Below are 17657 nucleotides of genomic sequence, written 5' to 3'. Positions count from 1 at the left end.
TACAAAGCTGTTACACCTGCGCGGGTTTTTGCTCAAAAATCCCCAAAATTGCGCGGGTAACTTGCACATAGGAGCCGTTTCAGAGGGGTTAAATTTTCTCATGTGCTAATATACAGCACCCCCTTTTAGGATGCTGAAAACGGCTTAAAATAAGTGTATATACAAAATGTTCCCTCAATAGGCAGATGGTAAAATTTCATTTTTCAGGTGATTTATATATACAAAAACATTAAAAAACCGCTGTTTTTACATAAAATCACTCAAAAATTCTAATATCTCACCACAACCTGCTCCAAAAAGTGCAGGTGCGACGAACATCCAAAAAATGAATTTTATGGGGCTGACATCTTTATATTCTTCTTTCATTGTTTTTTATCCTTTTTTTCTGTTTTCATTTTGAAAACCCTTATATTATATCACAAGAAAACAAATAATATGACTGCGGGACACAGTGCGAAAATCTAACGGAAAATAGCTGTGCTCCCTAGCCAAGCGGCAATGAGCGGGCCTAGCGGCCTGAGTGATTTTGATAGGCCGGGCAGGCCGTTAACGGTGTCCATATATTAACTATAGTCTAAAATCTCCATATATCGCCGTATATACGGCTCCATATATCAGCCAGCTACCACCCTACTACGTATATACAGACATCACTGTAACGGCTTTAAAATGGGAAATACAGCTATACCAGATATAGGGGTATGAGTTGACACAAGTGTATTCTGTGAGATTCCTGTTGAAATTGATTTTTTGTATATTTTGGTAATTTTTCTAGCCTGTAAACTGTCTAAGTGCCTGTAATGACAGTAAACTTTGTATATACTCTATAGGAATTTGGTCATCATCATCTAATTCAAAGTCAAGCCTTGGCTTGACTCTTGGATAATTAGAAATAAGTGAAACCAAATTATTATATGTAGTATTTTCTACAACATAATTAATGTCTGTAATGCAATGTTTATAAATATCATCTAGTTTATTTGTATATATGTTTTGAATTTTTAAAGAATCTATAAAATTGAATTCGTCAATAACGTTAAATAATCTTTCGGTTATCTCTTTTCTCATACGATTTTTACGTATTCCTGTCCTATCAATTTCAGGTTTATTAATTTTCACTCTAATATATTTTTCTTCATTATCATCACTAGAATCTACGTTATTAGCTGTTGATAATGGTCTATTATATTGATATTTCTCAATTTTTATAATTTTTTGATTCAATATCGTTTTTTTCATCTATTCCTTTTTTCCAAAAATCTTTGCTGAGTTGTAAATTTTCATAGATATTAAGCCATAAAATCGGCAGTTTACTGCCGTTTTTAGGGTGCATGTTGTATAATCTATCACATATAGATTTAACAGAACGACTTCCCCAAAAGCTGTATCCGCGTAATCCGAAAGCTGATAACTGCGATTTATGTCTTACTGCTTCATCGTCATAAGTCATTTCATCTGCATCGGTAACTTCTAAAGATTTTTTGATATAAGTCATAATGTAGCTTGCTGGTGATGCAGTTTCATCATCATCTTCATTTTTCTCAATTAATTTTAAGTCGTAACGGTGGTTTATTGCATCTTCACCATTTTTGTTAACAGTATCATCTGTCCCATTTGTTAAACGATTTAATATTTTTGAGACAACATCATAAGAATCAATCATTTTAAGATTTTTACGGTCGTGAATTTGTGGGGGAAGAAAAAATAAAAAGTGAGTGTGTGGGCATCCATCTTCATGAAATTCAATAACTTTAAAACCAAACATTCCTTTAAATTCTTTAACTTTTTTCAAGTTGGCTCTAAAAAGACTAATTAAATCAGATAGGTAGTGCTTGGTTTTTTCTGCACTGTTATTCTGATGCTTGTATTGCTTATTTTTTCGGCTTCCATGAGATTTGGGGGCCGGATGAAATTCAGGGGGTAGTGTAATAGTGCCGAAAAACGCTGATAATCCTGCATTTTCTGCTTCTGCTACATATGCAGATGTTATCGCGTAAATGCTTGATAATCTTGCGTTTTTCTTCTTTTTAGTAATGTCATATAAGCTAATTTCTTCACCAGATTCGACGATACGAACCACAGCAGATTGTGCCCAATGCTTTGCTTTTTTCTCATCCTGAATTTTTAAACGTGTGGTATTTCTATGACTGATAGAACCTCTTTTTTCACTCACAAGTCCCAAGGCACTAGCTAAATCTGCCATTCCGCGTCGTCCAACTTTTCTTAAATTTCTGCTTATATTAGAACGACTTACAGCACGTAATCCTGCCTGGATTTCTAATTTATCTATATTTTCACAAATGTTTTTTAAAGGTGATCTGGAATTTCGTTCTATCCATTTTTCTTCTTCAACTCTAACATCTGTTACTTCTTGAATAGTCCTTTCATCACCTGTTATAATTTCTAATGTCCCCAATTTTTGATGTTCTTCTATAATGGGTAAAATTGTATTTTTCGTTTCATCAGCAAAGATTTTGACTGTTCTAAAAGATTTTTGTAAATCGTGAAAACCTTCATTTAAAAAGAATTTATAGGCGTTCAACTGACTAAAGGAACGGCCATATTTTTCATGAGATTTAGGGTAGGGTTTTAAATTCATATTACTGATAAGTTTAGAAAATTTATCAGTCTGAGATTTTACGAAATTATAATTAACACCGCAAAGATTAGCAATTTCATCACCTACCCAGCTTGGTAATTTATTAACTGAATTGATAATATTTATTTCTGATGATTCGCTGATTGCATTAATTTTTTCTAGAATCTCATTAATTTCAAATTCTATGTCTTGTTTAACAATGTTTTTAAATTCTGAAATTGAATCACATAAAACTGTATCTAATTTTAGAAGAACAGCAAACGCAGGCCATTTTGTATATTCAAACGCTGTTAAATTTGGAAAATTGTTTTTTAATTTCCAAGCCCTGGCAGTCAGATTATCAGGATTTTTTTCTAATTTTTCTCTTAAAATTAGAAGATTCCCTTTTTCATCTGAAAGAAAATTATGAATGATTTCAAGAGATTGATAGTCATATAGAGAAATATCAAAATATTCTAAAATTTGAGATAATTTTTCACCGCAGGAATTTGCCAAAAAATCAATAAACGAAAACATGCTAACAGCGTCATTATAAAGAAGATGAAAATCTTCTTTATTAACCCCATACCTTTTTTCTAATTCGTCTTTTTGATAATATTTTACATAATTTTCCATTTTTTTAATCTTTTTTCTTGTAATATCGGAAAATCATGCTATAATATGGTTATCAAGACAATTATGTGATGATCTTCTGATATCCATATATTATAACATAGAATCTTACAGAATACAATACTCTGTAAGATTTTTTTTATGTCATATCAAGAAAATGGCGGTTTTCTGCTATTTTGCTAATTTTCTTATGTCAAAAAATTCGGGATAAGTCATAGAATCCGCAACTTTTTTTAAATTTTCCATCTCAATCTCATCTAGATAACTTTTTACACCGACACTTTTAATGTTTCCTTCGTGTCCCATAAAATCGTTAATCCAAACTTCTGTTATCTTTTTTTCCGCATATTCGGGTAAATTTCTGAGTTTTGTAGATACGTTATGGCGAAAACTATGAAAATCTACGCCTCTTGGAATTTTCTTACGTAGTTTAAAACGTGAAAATGCCTGCTGGAAGGCATCAGAGCGTTTTTTATCTTTTCCAGAAAATCTTAAATCTGAGAATAAATAATATTGTTTTCTAGATTTTTGTGAATTGATGAACTTTAAGAATCCGCAATTAATCAATGTTTCACAAATCGGAACTGCTCTCTCACCAGCTTCTGTTTTAGGATTCCAATATTCCCAGGGTCTATTTTTTCTAGCTTCATGTTCTTGAATGAGTATAACGTGAATTCCTCGAATTTCTACTATATCTTCTATTCTGATGCGACAAATTTCCTCTAATCGCATACCTGTATATGCACCTATCCCGACGATAAACATAAAATACTTACGGGAAATGGTAGGGCTATTCCATTCCGCATTTAACAATATTTCTAATTGTTTGTTATCCCACTTAACTCTTTTAATTTTTTTCTTGCTAGTAAACTGCCAATCACCAGCAAATATATTACGGTCTACTAACTCACGAGACAGATAATAACGCCAGACTGTTGATAATCTTGCAAAATGATTTTTAATAGTTTTGTCAGAAATTCTAACAAGTTTTTGTTTATCAGCTAATTCTGTTAATTCGTAAATAGTTCTTTGATCGTTCCTGTTTTTTCCGTAGTTTTCTGGCATTTTTGCCATTAATTCCCTAAAATTACCTGCATCTTCACCGTTATATTTTCTAATTTCTTTATCGCCATTACATTCTAAAAATCTTCTAAAAGTATTAAGATAGCCTCTTTTATCTGAGTCTTTTAATCTATCTTCACTTTTTTCTAAGTAAACATTTAATGCTGTAGATAATAGTGGAGATTTCTTAAGTTCAGGTGGCTTAGTCCAGCTTTCTGCATTAGTAAACCTGTTGTTGATTTCCTGAATTGCTTTATATGCATCGAAATTTTTATTATCTTTAAGATAGTCTAATACATAATCAAGTTTCGGTTTTGATTCTTCTATAGTTTCTTTTAATTTATTATATCTTTCATAATCTTGCATACGTGTTAACAGAGCCTCGGCTTCTGATATGCGTTGTTGTGCTTTTAATTCTTTAACAAGATTCTCATACGTTTCTATAATTTTAGACAGAATTATTTTGTCGTGATCTGTGTCGAGATTATCAATTAATGATGTTGTTTTATCATAGATATAAGAATTTTCTTTAAGCATAATTCTGTGCCTGACAACTGTAAAAAACTGACTTGTCAAGCCAAAAATAGCACATCCACGAATTTTTGCTATTTCTTTATCGTGAGTTTCTAAAGTGTGCCAAATCTCATTTTTTCCCAAGATTCTACGTAAATCTAAGGGAACCCATCTCCTGAGTTGATACCCCGAGTTTAATTTAATCAGCTTCATCAGCTTACCCAACTGTAGAAAGCCACTGTAGAAGATCAGGGGCTTTGGTTGTGGATAACTTCAGAAAAAACTAATTAAAACAATAATTTAAGATGATATGCGAACTGCGGGACTCGAACCCGCACGCCTTTTACAGGCTGGAGATTTTAAGTCTCCTGCGTCTACCATTCCGCCAAGTTCGCGCAGATGCAATGATGCATCTCTGATGATTGAAAGCGTTTTAGCATGGTCGGAGAGAACTGCAACAGTATGTTTTATCGAGCCGCGTGTAAAATTGGTCCAAAGTGTTGTAGCCAATTTTCGGCTTGCTGTCTGTGAGGGGTGAATGTGTCAACCATTTTCCAGAACTGGGCACTATGGTTCATATGTTGCAGATGGCTTAATTCATGGGCAATCAAATAATGGCGTACAAAAAATGGTGCCATTATTAAACGCCATGACAACATTATACGTCCAGAAGATGAACAACTTCCCCAACGGCTCGATGTGTCACGAATATCTAACCGTGTAGGACGTAATCCAACAGCTTGGGCCACGCAGTGCATTTCTTGAGTAAGAATTTTGGTTGCATGTTGCTTAAGAAAGTCTTCCACGCGTCGCGCAAGAAAAGACGGATCTCCGCTTACAAAAAGGCAATCATTTTCTAGCCACGCACCACCTTTGCGATGAAGGGCATGGCAAATTGTGTAGTATTTATCTTGAATAGGAATATGGGAACCAATAGCAAAATGTGGTGTTTGCACTAATTTTTCAAGGCGTATTGTAATCCATTGCGCTTGTTTATGTACAAAAGCCAAGGCCTGTGTGTAAGGGAACTCTTTAGGCAAAGTAACAAGAATAGCCTGTTCTTTTGCAGAAATTCGTAAGATACAGCGTTTGGCTTTTGTTGAAACGCGCCAAATTATTTTTGCAGAACCATATCCTTGCAGCATAACATGCTCTGGCCAAGATGAATGTTCTTTGCAATTCAAGAAAACATCTTTCCGGGTAAAGGTTTTTTAGAGAGATTCCTCAGCAGGAAGGCCGGGCCAACGAACAATGTAATCTTCCAGTGCCCCTGCGCGTCTTTCACTTATACAGCGTCCTGCAGCAGATTCACCCGCGGTGATAACAGATTGGGCAGTATGCGTTAGCAATGGGTGCCACTGTGGTAGGCCACGCCCTTCCGAAAGACGGCGATATGCACAATCAGGCGGTAACCAATCAAGTTCAGGAATCATCTCTGGTGTTAGAGTAATGCAGTCTTGCACTTTGCGATGGCGTTGCGCGTAATCTGTGCATTGGCATGTTTTAACATCCAAAAGACGGCACGCAACAGATGTGTAATGCAGTTCTTCCGTGTCATCATCACGCAGTTTGTGCAAGCAGCAGCGTCCGCATCCATCACACAGGCTTTCCCATTGCTCTGTGGTCATTTCTGTAAGTGGGGTTGTTTCCCAAAAAGGTGCCGTCATTGTGCAATGCCAAAAAAGAGGGAGAGGAAGAAGCTTACGATTAAAGGTTTCTTAAGAAGAGGCCAGATGATGAGCTGTAGGCATGCGCTTTGGTTTGCCCCCAGTTCACGTGCTGTAGGTCCCCATGCTTCTGGTAGGGTTTCAAGTTTGGCAAGCGGCCATAGTGCAAGCAAAGGTAAGCTTAAGGCACCCTGTAAAAAAGGAGTATAAGGTGTGTTGATGACAACAGGCAAAAAAATACTAAGAACCGATGCTGGAATAAACAACATAAAGAATGAAATATAAAAAATGCGCCCAGCATGTATGGCAAATGCCAGCATGAGCAGAACAAACACAAGAAATATGCTTGTTATACTTATGCAGACAAATCCCCATAAAAAAGAATAAGGCAATGGGATTTGCATCAGAGAAGGAATCACTTGCGGAGTGCCCATTGTTCAAAGTGTTCTGCAATGATGTTTAAATGATTTATCCAGAAGATATCATCAACAACAAGGGGCGCAGCCAAGTGGCGTAAGGTGGTATCCACGGCCATATCTCTCATGGATGGTAGAGATGGCCATGCGTTAGAAAATGCTTGCTGCTGCTGTGCCTGATCAAGCCATGATACAAAACTGAGCGCGGTAGCAGTGGTGGCAGAACTATGTGGCACTCCCCAGCCGTAACGCACCTGTAAGCGTTGTTGCCAACAGATGCCAAAACGCTTGGTATCTCCATCGGCTGTGTTCAGCATTTCCCCGGTAGGCGCAAGCCCCATAAGGGCGCCACCGCTTTTTAAAATCTGCCCGGCTTCTTCCGGGGTGGACCACCAGACAATATAAGGCCGTAGCTGATCCAGTTTCCGGAAGGCCCGTATTAACCCATCTTGAGTGTTGAGTGTGCGGTAAACCATTTCGGATGGTACGCCATCAGCCAGTAGGGCAATTTCTAGCGTGGTGCGTGGGTCACGCCGTAGGCTGCGCCGTCCCGGATGGCGGGCAACGTCCCAAAAGTCCGCCCAGTTGGGGGGGGGTGTCAAAACGTGAGCTATCCCACGCAATAGCGTAATCAATGCTGGTGGAATAATTGGGTTGTGCTGCATCTTCAGGCAAAGGGGCAAGCAGGCCTGCGCTGCCTCCTATCGCCAGACTGCTATTTTCCATCATGACCGCAGCCCAATGTTTGGGGCTGTTTTTTTCCTGTTGTTGGAGAGCGATTAGAGATCCGTCCCATCCAGAGGTGATGATGCGGTGATGTGTCTGACGTGTGTATCCGGCAAAAAGGATTTTTTTCTGTATGTCACAAATCCTGCCCGAGAATGTCAGAACCCGTAAGGCGGCGTCTGCATGCGCAATTGTGTGTTTATGCGCAGGACGCGCCTGAACCATTTGAGGGGCAAGAGAGATTACGCCGCCGCCCAACCCAGCCAGCAGGGCTTTCCGTCGGGAAATGATCCCGGCAGAAGGCGCTTGTTTCTGAGGGTGGGGTGACGGTGTCCCGCTGGAGCGACCGTGCAGGAAAGAAAAAGAAAACAGGGTGACCTCGCGCATATAGTGCCGCCAAATGAAGGCAGATGAGTTTAGCCTTATTTTGCATCCATCGGAAAGGCGATAGCGTTCTGTGGTTGCCAAGCCAATATGGCCTTGTTGCCGGGGCGGAGTTCACGCGGCAAATGGACCAGGGGGCGGTGAGCTATAATTTCCGTGCCATCCAAGGTGCGAAACCGCATGGCAATGGCGTGGCCAATGTGATGGGCGGAAACAAGAGTGCAGGCAATATCTGTTTTATCTTCTATCTCCATGCCACCGGAGCGAGGAAACAGAACGGAAAGGCGGTCAGGCAGAATGCAAATGCTGGCCAGATCATTTTCTTCTAGATTGTAATCGGCCACAGCTTCCACTGTCTCGCCCGATGGCAGGCGCAATTCGGCAATATCATCCTCTATAAGTAATACCTTGCTGCTGATAACATTGGCATCCCCAAACTGTGCTGCCACGCTTAGGCAAGCAGGGCGGTTTAGTAGGGTGGCAACATCTCCTATCTGTAACAGGGTGCCATTTTGCATAACGCCAATCTGATCTGCCGCTATCATACAGTCCTGCTTCTGGCGTGAAAGCAGCAGAATGCTCAGTCCTATGGCATGGCGTAACCGATCCAAAAATGTGATTGCACGCCGGATGGTGGGGTGGTCCATGTTTTCGAAAGGCTGATTCAGAACCACAACATCGGGCTGCATGATCAGGGCGCGCGCTAGCTGCGTCCGAAATATCTGTTCTGCATTGAGTATGCGGGCCGGTTGGGCACGCAGGGCTTCCAAGCCAGTCAGGGCCAGTATTTCAGCCCCGCGATGTGCGATTTCAGACTTGTGAAACGTGCTACTGGCGCGCAGGGGCAGGAGAATATTGTCCAGAACGGAAATGTGCGGAAACAAGGGCGCGTGCGGGCCTATTGTTGCCAGTTTTTTATGGTCAGATGTGTTTAAGTTATATGGTGTGCCGTTAATTTCTATCTGCCCAACCGTAAAGGGGCGTCTGCCAGCCAATGTTTCTGCCAAACAGGTTAGATCCGCATTGTCTTGCCCGATTCCCAGTATGGCTGTGCAACTTCCCGCCGGTAGAGAAAGCGTGAGGGGTTCTGCGTTGTGAAAGAACGCTAGATTGTGAACCGCCAGTGCTGTGGATGAGCCATGCGTGGTATGCATGCAACTATGTCCCTTTCCGTGGGTTAGAAGTAAAGTGCACTATATTTCAGGCAGGTAAACGGAGGTTTCTTTCATGTCTTCAGATAAAATCAAAGAAGTAAAAGCAGCAGGTGAAGCCGCAGCCGACACGGCGCGGGACGAATTGGAAGCCGTAAAAGCGCATCTTGAACGCCTTGTGACCCAGCATCTGGTGCCAGCGCTGGGCCGTGCAGGGGATAAAGCCGGCACGCTGAAGGAGCAGGCGGTTGCCAATGCGCGCGAACTGGCCGATCATGCACAAAGCGATCTTGCTAAGCGTAATCGTGGTCAGTCTTCCTGGTTGTCCATTGCCATTTCCGGCGTGGTGGGCTTTATCCTTGGGCGTCTGTCACGCTGACGCTTGTGCGTCATCTGAACAAAGGTAGCCTCGGAGCCCATGCGTATCTTTGATCTTGGTAAATCCGCCCTGAATGCTCAGTCTAACCTGATGCAACAGATGGCCATACGATACGGCAAGCAAGCCGTATTGTTGGCAATGGCGGCAGTATTTGGACTATTTGCCCTGATTACAGGGCATGGGCTCCTTTGGGTGCTTCTGGTTTTTGTCGGGCATTTTGGCCCGGTAGGTGCGGCGTTTACAGTATTCGGGCTGGATGTGTTTGTGGCTCTGGTTTGTGTGCTGTTTGGCCGTCGTTCTTACCTGACAGTGCAGGAAGTGGAAGCCCGCATTGCCCGTGACCGCAATATCACCATGATGCGCGACTCCATGACCATGGCAGCCGTAACGGCAACCGTTGCAACAGCCATGGGCCGTGGTGGATCTCGCAAAGTGTGGGACGTTGTGCGGCGGAAAAAGGACTGAAATCGTCCAGTCTGGACGAAACCATAGGTTCCATTCCAAATTTGCATTGGCGCGCAGGATTTTTTCTGTAAATGATGGCGCTGTCTTTCGTGAGTGTGCAAATTGTTTGCACGCTCACTAGTGTGGGTAGGGAATGGAACCGAATCATCATCCCGTTATGGCCAATGAGCCCCGCCGTTTCTTTGGATATCGGCTGGCGCGTCTTGCTGCTGTGTGGCGGCGGGAGATTGATGCCGATCTGCGGGCCTTCGGCCTGACAGACGCCACATGGCGGCCCATTTATTATCTCAACTTCTCCAAAACACCCATGCGCCAGACAGATCTGGCCCGCTCCCTCTCCTTGGAAGCCCCTTCACTGGTGCGGCTTTTGGATGTGCTGGAAAAGCGTGGCTACGTGGTGCGTGAAACGGATGAAGAAGATCGCCGCTCCAAACTGGTAAGTATTACGGAAGAAGGGCGCAGTGTTGCTGCTCTTGTTAGCCGTGTGGCGGATGAAGTGACAGCCCGCCTAACGGAAGATGTTTCCACCACGGAGCTGGAAGAATGCTGCGGCGTTCTTGACCGGGTTGAGCAAGCCGCCCAAAACCACCGGGATACCATTGGTGGTGATAAAAGAGGCATGCGGTAATGCCAGTTTCCAGAACAGTGTCATGCTAGCTGAATTCAATATATTTGGTGTTTTTATTGCACCTATTGTCGTGTACGCCCTGGCGGCGCTGCCGATTACAATGTTTGTTCGCTTCGTGTTGTGGTGGAGCGGCCTTCTGGGCTGGTTCTGGCATATCGCGTTGTTCGAAGTATCGTTATACGTCAGTATTCTTTGCCTGCTGATCCTCTACGTCTGACCCGAAAAGGCTTTTGAGTCTCCGCAATGCCCCTTCTGCGCACCCTGATACGAGTTGTTCTGACCCTTGCGGTCGTCTCACTGGCCATCGTTCTGGGGATTACCCTGTGGAACGTGTATATGATTGCACCCTGGACCCGCGATGGCCGTGTGCGTGTTTACGTTGTGGACGTGGCCCCCGAAGTTTCTGGCACAGTGGTGCAGATTCCCATCGTGGATAACCAGTTTGTGCATAAGGGTGACCCGCTGTTTGTGCTTGATCCGGTGCGTTTCCGTCTTGCTATTCGTGAGGCACAGGCCCGGCTTGATGGCGCATTGGAAGATTTGAAGCTGAAACGCAATGATGCCCGCCGTCGTATGGGCTTGGGTGGCATTGTGTCGGCCGAAGAACAGGAGGTCTTTAACTCCAATGTGGCCACACAGATTGCATCTGTGGATGCAGCGCGTGCCGCTTTGGATGTGGCCAAACTGAACCTGCAGCGTTCGGTTCTGTATTCTCCGGTAAATGGTTACATCACCAACCTGAACCTGCGGGTGGGCGATTACGCCTCTGCCGGGCAGGCACGTATGGCCGTTATCGATTCCGACTCCTACTGGGTTTACGGGTATTTCGAAGAAACAAAGATGTGGGGCGTACACGTGGGTGATGAAGCCCGCGTTAAGCTGATGGGCTATAAGCCTATCCTTACAGGCCATGTTGTCAGCATTGCGCGCGGTATTAACGATACCAACGGCACACCAGATAAGCTGGGGCTGCAGGATGTGAACCCAATCTTTACCTGGGTGCGTCTGGCACAGCGTATTCCTGTTCGTATTCACATTGACCACGTGCCCGATAGTGTCACGCTGGCAGCAGGTATGACGGCAACTGTGAGCGTAGGCCCTGAACCCAGAGGCCGCCGCGGAAAGTTGACGACCTGGCTGCAAGATCATCTGTAAGCGCAGGACATGAGACAGAACATGAAGGGTCGTCGTCGCCTTGGGCTGTTTCTGGCAACATCCATGTTGTTGTCAGCCTGTACCGTAGGGCCAAATTATCAGCCAGACCGCATGAAGGTTCCGGCAGCGTTCAAGGAGACGGAGGAAGAGCATCCGGCTACGCCTGAAGAGATCGAACGCACCAACAAGGAAATGACAGAGTGGTGGTCTTTGTTCAAAGATCCCATTCTCACGCGCTTGGTGGATGATGCCATTAAGGGCAACTACGATCTGCAGATTGCCGGACAGCGTATTCTGGCCGAACGGGCCATTCGTGATCGGTCTGCCGCACAGTGGTATCCACAAATGGATGCTAATATGGGCGGTGGTGATGTGCGCTATTCCATCAACATCGATAACTGGCCACTGCGTCCGGGTAATCCGGCTAACCGCCCAGAAGCTTCTATGTTGACATATGGTGTGATGGCATCGTGGGAGCTGGATATGTTCGGGCGTATCCGCCGTGATGTGGAAGCGCATGAACATCAGGTTGAAGCCAATATTGAAGGCCGCCGCGCGTTGCTGATGGGTCTGCTATCCGAGCTTGCGTCCGACTATATGTTGCTGCGCGTTACGCAGCTTCAGATCAAGATCGCCACGGATAACATTCGCGTTGCTAAGGATGCGCTGGACCTAACCAACAAGCTGTATCTGGAAGGTGTGGGTAACACCTTGCAGATTGCACAGGCACAGGCCGAAATGGATGCGCAGATTGCTGCGCGTGAACCGCTAAAAACACGTGTTTCGCAGGTAACACACGCCATTGCCGTGCTGCTGGGTAAAATGCCGGGTGAACTGGAAGAGGAATTGAAGATTCCGCGGCCTCTGCCAATTGTTCCGGAATTTCCTGCTACACTGCCGTCTATCGTTATTGCCAACCGCCCGGATATCCGTATGGCAGAGCGGCAATATGCTGTAGCCACGGCTCAGATTGGTGTGGCTGTTGCCAATCTCTATCCACACTTTGTGGTGCCGCTTACATTCAACCCGAATGCATCGGCCATGTATCAGGCGTTTCAGGCAAATGCCATGAGCTGGCAGTTCCTGCTGATGGCCAGCATGCCATTGATGCACGGCGGCAAGATGACGGCAGAAGTTCGTGCAGCACAGGCTGCGGCAGAAGCTGCGCGTCTCACGTATCGTCAGACTGTTTTGCAGGGCTTCAAGGAAGTAGAAGATGCCATGGCGGCATGGCATGATGATATTGAATATGCCGAACAGCTGCATAAAGCCGCAGAAGATAGCGCAACTGCCAGTGAGCGTGCGCGTAAGCTCTACGGTGCTGGTTTGGTAGGGTTTCTGGAAGTGCTGACAACCGAACGCACCACCTTGAATGCCCAGAACATGGAGGCTCTTGCTAAGTTGGAGCGTCTGCGTGATGCGGTAAATCTATACACGGCTCTGGGTGCCGGGTGGAAAGGTGTTGCTCTTACCAACACCACTTTGCCCGTTTCTCTTGAAACGCAGAACTTCCTTGCCCGCGCCTTCAAACAATAAGTCGCAGCAGGGCGGGTTAGCATCGCCTTACGTCAAGCGTATTCTGCTGGTTGCCCTATTGATGACCGGTGGCTTTACGCTGATGTGTTTTACGGGGTGGTGGGCTGTGGCGTACAGCCATCCGCAAGATAGCTGGGGTATGCTGGTTTTTCGGTGGTTGTTTCCTGTTATAGGTGCAGCGATGGTTGGAGGTAGCTTTGTGCTTCTCAACCGTCCTGTAGGCAATGTATGGGAAGAATTTGCAGCATCCTCAGATGATGAGGATGCAGATGGAATCGTATCCAATATGGATGGGCGCTAGGCAGAATTAGTTGCCTGCAAGTCGTTTAAAGGCAGGGGTTTGCGCTTGTGTCGTTAGAAACGAGATCATGGCTTTACGTGCCAAAGCTGCATCTTGCCCAAGGTGAATAAGCCCACCAATCTGCGTTGGGTGGCGCACGATATCACACATTAACTTACCGATTTGCAGGCCCCCTTCAGGGGAAAGAACAGAGCCTGCAATGGGGGGCAGGGAACGGTTTGCCGGATCGCAGACAACCCGTAGTACAGCAAAAGGCAGCCCGGCTTCTTCTGCTGCTTTTGCAAGAAAACCGCTTTCCATATCTAATGCAGGGCAATGAGACTGTGCAAAAAGCTGCGCCTTATGAGCTGCATCCATTACCACGGTATCACTATGCAGCAGCGTTCCGCCCTGCACACCCGCCTGATCTCCACCTAAAATATGGCGTAAAGTGGCATCGCATACGGCGTTTGTGCCCCAGCAGGAAACCTTTTCTGGAATAACAATGCTGCCAGCAGATAATGCCGGGTTCAGCCCCGCAGCCAAGCCAAAGGAGAGCAGACAATCAGCCCCGCTGGCAACCAATCTGGCAGCTTCGCGCTTTGCTCCGGTATGTGTCGCGCCACTAGCGGCAATGGCAGCATGCGGGAAAATAGAGCGGATAAGGCGTGCTTCCGCTTTTAACCCCACCAGAATGCCGGGGCGAGAGGGCGAAGGCTGGGCAGAGGCTGATGTCATTGATTTAGAACCCAAAGGAAACGCGGCGGGTATTGCTGCTTTCAAGATTGCGATAGCGGGCTAATGCCATAAGCGGGAAGAACTGCTTGTAGCCGTGGTAACGCAGGTAAAATACCTTGGGGAAGCCAACAGCATTATAGGGGTCTTCATGCCATTCCCCGTTCGCATCCTGCTGGTCGGCCAGCCATGCAATGCCGCGCGTTACGGCTGGATCATCCCGCCGACCTGCGGCCATCAGGCCCAGAACAGCCCATGCTGTTTGTGATGGCAGGCTTTCACCATACGTGCCGTGTGGGCCGCCTTCATAAGATTCGCAACCCTCGCCCCAGCCGCCATCTGTTTGCTGGACAGAGCGGAGCCATTCCACAGCTTTCACCACGGCTGGGTCATCGTGGGAAATGCCAGCAGCATTTAAGGCGCACAGCGCAGACCATGTGCCGTAAATGTAGTTTGTGCCCCACCGCCCAAACCAGGAACCGTCTTTTTCCTGCTCCTTGCGCAGATATTCCAGTCCACGCTTGATAACGGGCTCATCTTCTGGGTTTTTCAATTGGGCCAGAAAGGAAATACAGCGTGCGGTGACATCTGCTGTGGGTGGGTCGAGCAATGCACCATGATCGGCAAAAGGAATGTGGTTGAGAACATTCTTGTTGTTGTCGATATCAAAAGCACCCCAGCCACCATCTGTGCTTTGCATGCCCACAATCCATGCGCGTGCACGCGCAATGGCTTCAGCATTTGCCGGGTCGCCCTCACGGTGCAACAGCATACCCACTACGGCTGTATCATCCACATCGGGGTAATAGTCGTTCCCGTATTGGAAAGCCCAGCCACCGGGGGCCAGATCGGGGTTACGAACGGCCCAATCCCCCTTTACATTCAGGATCTGCTTACTGCGGAGCCATGCAGAGGTTTTTTTCAACTCGCCAAGCGTTTTTTCTGGCGCAACTCCATTGGGGCCAGAGGCTGCCTCAATCATGGCATGGCCAGAAAGCCCGGTGTCCCAAATAGGGGAAACGCAGGGCTGACAGTAGGCTTCATCGTCTTTTTCAACGATAAGGGCCTGCACGGCTTCCCATGCCGTTTTTGCACGCGGGTCTTTATCCGGTACGCCCATGGCCCGATACATCATCACCACGTTGGCCATGGCAGGGTAAATAGCCCCCAAGCCATCTTTGCCATTTAAGCGAGGTTCGATAAAATCAAGGGCGGCTTGAATGGCTTTTTTGTGCGTTTTTTCGGGAATAAACGGTACGATGGGCCGCAAAACGCTATCCAGCCCTTTAAAAACATATCCCCATGCCGAGCGATAAGGGCTTCGAATCCAGTCCTGCACTTTTTCTGGCGGAGTAACAAACAACTCACGCACATGGATCTGGCGTGGATTTGCCGCCACAGGGCGGAGGGCTGCCAGCACCAGAAGCGGCGCAATAACTGTGCGGGACCAGTAAGACATGTTCCACACGGAAAAGAATGCCTTGGCAGGCAGCAGCATCAACTCTACGGGCATAATCGGAGTTGCACGCCACGGCACTTCACCAAACAAAGCAAGCTGGGAGCGTGTAAACACGTTTGAGCGTTCCGCCCCACCATGATCCAGAATGGCTTCTCGTGCACGCTGCATATGGGGGGCATTTATATCATCCCCCACGGCTTTGAGCGCAAAGTAAGCTTTTACAGTGGCGGAAAGGTCAAACTTGCCATTGTGGTAAAGGGGCCAGCCCCCGTGCTCTTCACTTTGGATACGGCGCAGGTAGATGGCAATTTTCTGCTCCAGCGCATCGTCAATCCTGTCCATGAAGTGTTCGAGCAGGATATATTCGGCAGGAATGGTGGCATCGGCTTCCAGCTCATAAACCCAATGCCCATCATTTTGCTGGGCCTGACTGAGAGCGGTATGCGCACTTAGAACCGCACGATCCAGAACATCTGAAGAAAGGCGTGATTCGGAAAGAGCACTCCCATCGGCGGCCATGTCAGAAAATCCTTTCTGCTTGCAAGCGTAAAGCTGTTTAGAGCGCAGTGCGTTTTACGGGGATATTACCGAGGGTGCTTGAGGCCCAAAGTATGAACAGCTTGCACGCCAGACCGCATGGCCCCCTCAAGGGTTGCGGGCAAGCCGGTGTTTGTCCAGTCTCCGGCCAGAGCCAGATTTACCAAAGGTGTAGCAGGGCCACAGCGTAGGCGGTTTTGTTCAGGTGTGGCTGCAAAGGTTGCGCGTTTTTCCCACACAACACGTTGGGCCGCCGGTGTGGCCGGAAGAGGTTGCTCCAGCACGGCATCACAAGCCTGGCAGACTTCCTGCCAGATGGTGCGGGCCAGATCATCCTGATTCTGGTCTGCATAGCGGTTGGCGGCGCTTACGGTAACAGACAGAATGTTTTCGCGCAGGAAAACCCATTCCGTTACGCCGCCAATAACGCCCATAAACCCACATTGCGCAAAAGAGCCTTGTGGAATGGGGCGTTCATCCAGCTTGAAATGCAGGTTTAGAATGCTTTCAAATTCCGTTGGGGCGGTTATGCCAGCAATCTTGTTGGCTAAGAGACTCTGCGCCACAGGAGCAGGTACAGCCATGATGATGGAATCATCAGGCCCCAAGGTAATGTCTTCTTCGGGTGTATGCAGGGTTGTAATGCGGCCGCGCGCTTCTTCCACACCGGTAATACGGCTTTGGGTGCGCACTTCTACATTCATGTCCTGCAAATGCTTCAGGGCCGGATCCACCAAGGTTTCGGAAAGGCCAACCTTGGCAAACCACGGCATACAGGCCGTCCCCCCCAAGGAAAGAGATTCGCGAATAACAGCACCCAGCAATGCGGCGCTTCCGGTATCGGTAAGCGTATTAAGGGCGGAAATAGCAAACGGCTCTAAAAGCCGCCGGGCGAAGGCACCGGGCAATAGGCAATCTGCAACTGTTTCGTTTTCACCTGCGTTCATCAAGCGGTACAGGCTGCGCAAATCAGGCAGGCGCATATCCGGCACACGCCGATGTGGCTGAAATACCCACCACGGCATACGCCCGCGGGAAAGGTTTAATGTCCAGCGCGCATCTTCGGCCAGATCTACAAAGGGGAAAAGTGGCGCGTGGGGGCCGGTTAAGGTGTCCAGCGCGCCGGTAAGCCCCAGATAACGGAAAACAGTTTTGTTGGCAGAAAGCAGCAGATGGTTACCGTTATCAATGCGGCAACCAAGCTGACGATCCATATAAGAGCGCGCCCGTCCGCCACAGGCGCGGCCTGCTTCGTGCACGATAATGCGTGGGCGAGAGCCCGCCGCTTCTACCGCAGCGGCCAAACCGGCCATGCCCGCACCAATAATATGCAAAGTGCCTGTCATCACCGTT

At 46.7% G+C, this 17657-nt stretch carries 19 protein-coding genes and 1 tRNA gene; 7 read left to right on the top strand and 13 right to left on the bottom strand.

Translation table 11 applies throughout. The features are described 5' to 3' along the window. Positions 1 to 771 precede the first annotated feature (771 nt). The 10 genes from FKW31_RS02310 to FKW31_RS02270 all read right to left on the bottom strand — a co-directional run bounded on the left by FKW31_RS02310 (position 772) and on the right by FKW31_RS02270 (position 9133). On the bottom strand, positions 772 to 1239 hold the full coding sequence (locus tag FKW31_RS02310; protein ID WP_150177452.1) for a hypothetical protein: 468 nt from the start codon (positions 1237 to 1239) through the stop codon (positions 772 to 774). Beyond that, positions 1199 to 3214 (bottom strand): replication endonuclease, encoded by a 2016-nt coding sequence (locus FKW31_RS02305; protein WP_150177450.1) that lies wholly within the window; start codon positions 3212 to 3214, stop codon positions 1199 to 1201. The genes FKW31_RS02310 and FKW31_RS02305 overlap by 41 nt, the downstream gene beginning before the upstream one ends. 168 nt (positions 3215 to 3382) lie before the next feature. Next, the gene (locus FKW31_RS02300) at positions 3383 to 4999 is read right to left on the bottom strand and encodes a tyrosine-type recombinase/integrase (RefSeq protein ID WP_150177448.1); all 1617 of its coding nucleotides are present in this window, start codon (positions 4997 to 4999) and stop codon (positions 3383 to 3385) included. A 98-nt stretch (positions 5000 to 5097) separates the two neighbouring features. Then, a tRNA-Leu gene (locus FKW31_RS02295) sits at positions 5098 to 5181 on the bottom strand. A gap of 72 nt (positions 5182 to 5253) precedes the next feature. Continuing rightward, positions 5254 to 5931: a M48 family metallopeptidase gene (locus FKW31_RS02290; RefSeq protein ID WP_150177564.1), complete on the bottom strand. Its 678-nt coding sequence runs from the start codon at positions 5929 to 5931 to the stop codon at positions 5254 to 5256. Positions 5932 to 5997: 66 nt separating this feature from the next. Further along, on the bottom strand, positions 5998 to 6453 hold the full coding sequence (locus FKW31_RS02285; protein ID WP_150177446.1) for a YcgN family cysteine cluster protein: 456 nt from the start codon (positions 6451 to 6453) through the stop codon (positions 5998 to 6000). Further along, positions 6450 to 6887 (bottom strand): spermidine/putrescine ABC transporter permease, encoded by a 438-nt coding sequence (locus FKW31_RS02280; protein ID WP_150177444.1) that lies wholly within the window; start codon positions 6885 to 6887, stop codon positions 6450 to 6452. The genes FKW31_RS02285 and FKW31_RS02280 overlap by 4 nt, the downstream gene beginning before the upstream one ends. Then, the gene (locus tag FKW31_RS16295) at positions 6869 to 7471 is read right to left on the bottom strand and encodes an extracellular solute-binding protein (protein WP_238332716.1); all 603 of its coding nucleotides are present in this window, start codon (positions 7469 to 7471) and stop codon (positions 6869 to 6871) included. Before FKW31_RS16295 ends, FKW31_RS02280 begins: the two co-directional genes overlap by 19 nt. After that, complete coding sequence (locus tag FKW31_RS16290) at positions 7398 to 7982, bottom strand: hypothetical protein (RefSeq protein ID WP_238332715.1); 585 nt, start codon at positions 7980 to 7982, stop codon at positions 7398 to 7400. The genes FKW31_RS16295 and FKW31_RS16290 overlap by 74 nt, the downstream gene beginning before the upstream one ends. 35 nt (positions 7983 to 8017) lie before the next feature. Next, positions 8018 to 9133, bottom strand: coding sequence for an ATP-binding cassette domain-containing protein (locus FKW31_RS02270; RefSeq protein WP_150177442.1), 1116 nt, complete (start codon positions 9131 to 9133; stop codon positions 8018 to 8020). A gap of 73 nt (positions 9134 to 9206) precedes the next feature. Here FKW31_RS02270 and FKW31_RS02265 point away from each other — a divergent pair, with 73 nt between their 5' ends. The 7 genes from FKW31_RS02265 to FKW31_RS02235 all read left to right on the top strand — a co-directional run bounded on the left by FKW31_RS02265 (position 9207) and on the right by FKW31_RS02235 (position 13594). Beyond that, a complete protein-coding gene (locus FKW31_RS02265; protein ID WP_003625602.1) occupies positions 9207 to 9509 on the top strand; it encodes a hypothetical protein in 303 nt (100 codons plus the stop codon). A gap of 39 nt (positions 9510 to 9548) precedes the next feature. Beyond that, on the top strand, positions 9549 to 9974 hold the full coding sequence (locus FKW31_RS02260; protein WP_006116764.1) for a phage holin family protein: 426 nt from the start codon (positions 9549 to 9551) through the stop codon (positions 9972 to 9974). 133 nt (positions 9975 to 10107) lie between these two features. Further along, a complete protein-coding gene (locus FKW31_RS02255) occupies positions 10108 to 10602 on the top strand; it encodes a MarR family winged helix-turn-helix transcriptional regulator (protein WP_006116765.1) in 495 nt (164 codons plus the stop codon). Positions 10603 to 10624: 22 nt separating this feature from the next. After that, a complete protein-coding gene (locus FKW31_RS02250) occupies positions 10625 to 10819 on the top strand; it encodes a DUF1656 domain-containing protein (protein ID WP_019088863.1) in 195 nt (64 codons plus the stop codon). Positions 10820 to 10845: 26 nt separating this feature from the next. Further along, the gene (locus FKW31_RS02245; RefSeq protein WP_003625609.1) at positions 10846 to 11757 is read left to right on the top strand and encodes an HlyD family secretion protein; all 912 of its coding nucleotides are present in this window, start codon (positions 10846 to 10848) and stop codon (positions 11755 to 11757) included. Positions 11758 to 11766: 9 nt separating this feature from the next. Further along, positions 11767 to 13293 (top strand): efflux transporter outer membrane subunit, encoded by a 1527-nt coding sequence (locus FKW31_RS02240; RefSeq protein ID WP_089178413.1) that lies wholly within the window; start codon positions 11767 to 11769, stop codon positions 13291 to 13293. Continuing rightward, complete coding sequence (locus FKW31_RS02235) at positions 13271 to 13594, top strand: hypothetical protein (RefSeq protein WP_238332714.1); 324 nt, start codon at positions 13271 to 13273, stop codon at positions 13592 to 13594. Before FKW31_RS02240 ends, FKW31_RS02235 begins: the two co-directional genes overlap by 23 nt. 6 nt (positions 13595 to 13600) lie before the next feature. On the opposite strand, the gene FKW31_RS02230 is transcribed toward FKW31_RS02235, so the two are convergent. The 3 genes from FKW31_RS02230 to hpnE all read right to left on the bottom strand — a co-directional run bounded on the left by FKW31_RS02230 (position 13601) and on the right by hpnE (position 17650). Beyond that, the gene (locus tag FKW31_RS02230) at positions 13601 to 14311 is read right to left on the bottom strand and encodes a hypothetical protein (RefSeq protein ID WP_150177440.1); all 711 of its coding nucleotides are present in this window, start codon (positions 14309 to 14311) and stop codon (positions 13601 to 13603) included. 4 nt (positions 14312 to 14315) lie between these two features. Then, positions 14316 to 16286 carry a squalene--hopene cyclase gene (gene shc, locus FKW31_RS02225; RefSeq protein ID WP_150177439.1) on the bottom strand — a complete coding sequence of 657 codons (1971 nt, stop codon included), beginning with the start codon at positions 16284 to 16286 and terminating at the stop codon, positions 14316 to 14318. Between the two features lie 65 nt (positions 16287 to 16351). Continuing rightward, positions 16352 to 17650, bottom strand: coding sequence for a hydroxysqualene dehydroxylase HpnE (gene hpnE, locus FKW31_RS02220; protein WP_150177437.1), 1299 nt, complete (start codon positions 17648 to 17650; stop codon positions 16352 to 16354). Positions 17651 to 17657 lie beyond the last annotated feature (7 nt).

Source organism: Acetobacter sp. DmW_136 (genome assembly GCF_008690365.1).
GTDB classification, from domain to species: Bacteria; Pseudomonadota; Alphaproteobacteria; order Acetobacterales; family Acetobacteraceae; genus Acetobacter; species Acetobacter oryzifermentans.
This window is presented reverse-complemented; position numbering and strand designations above follow the sequence as displayed.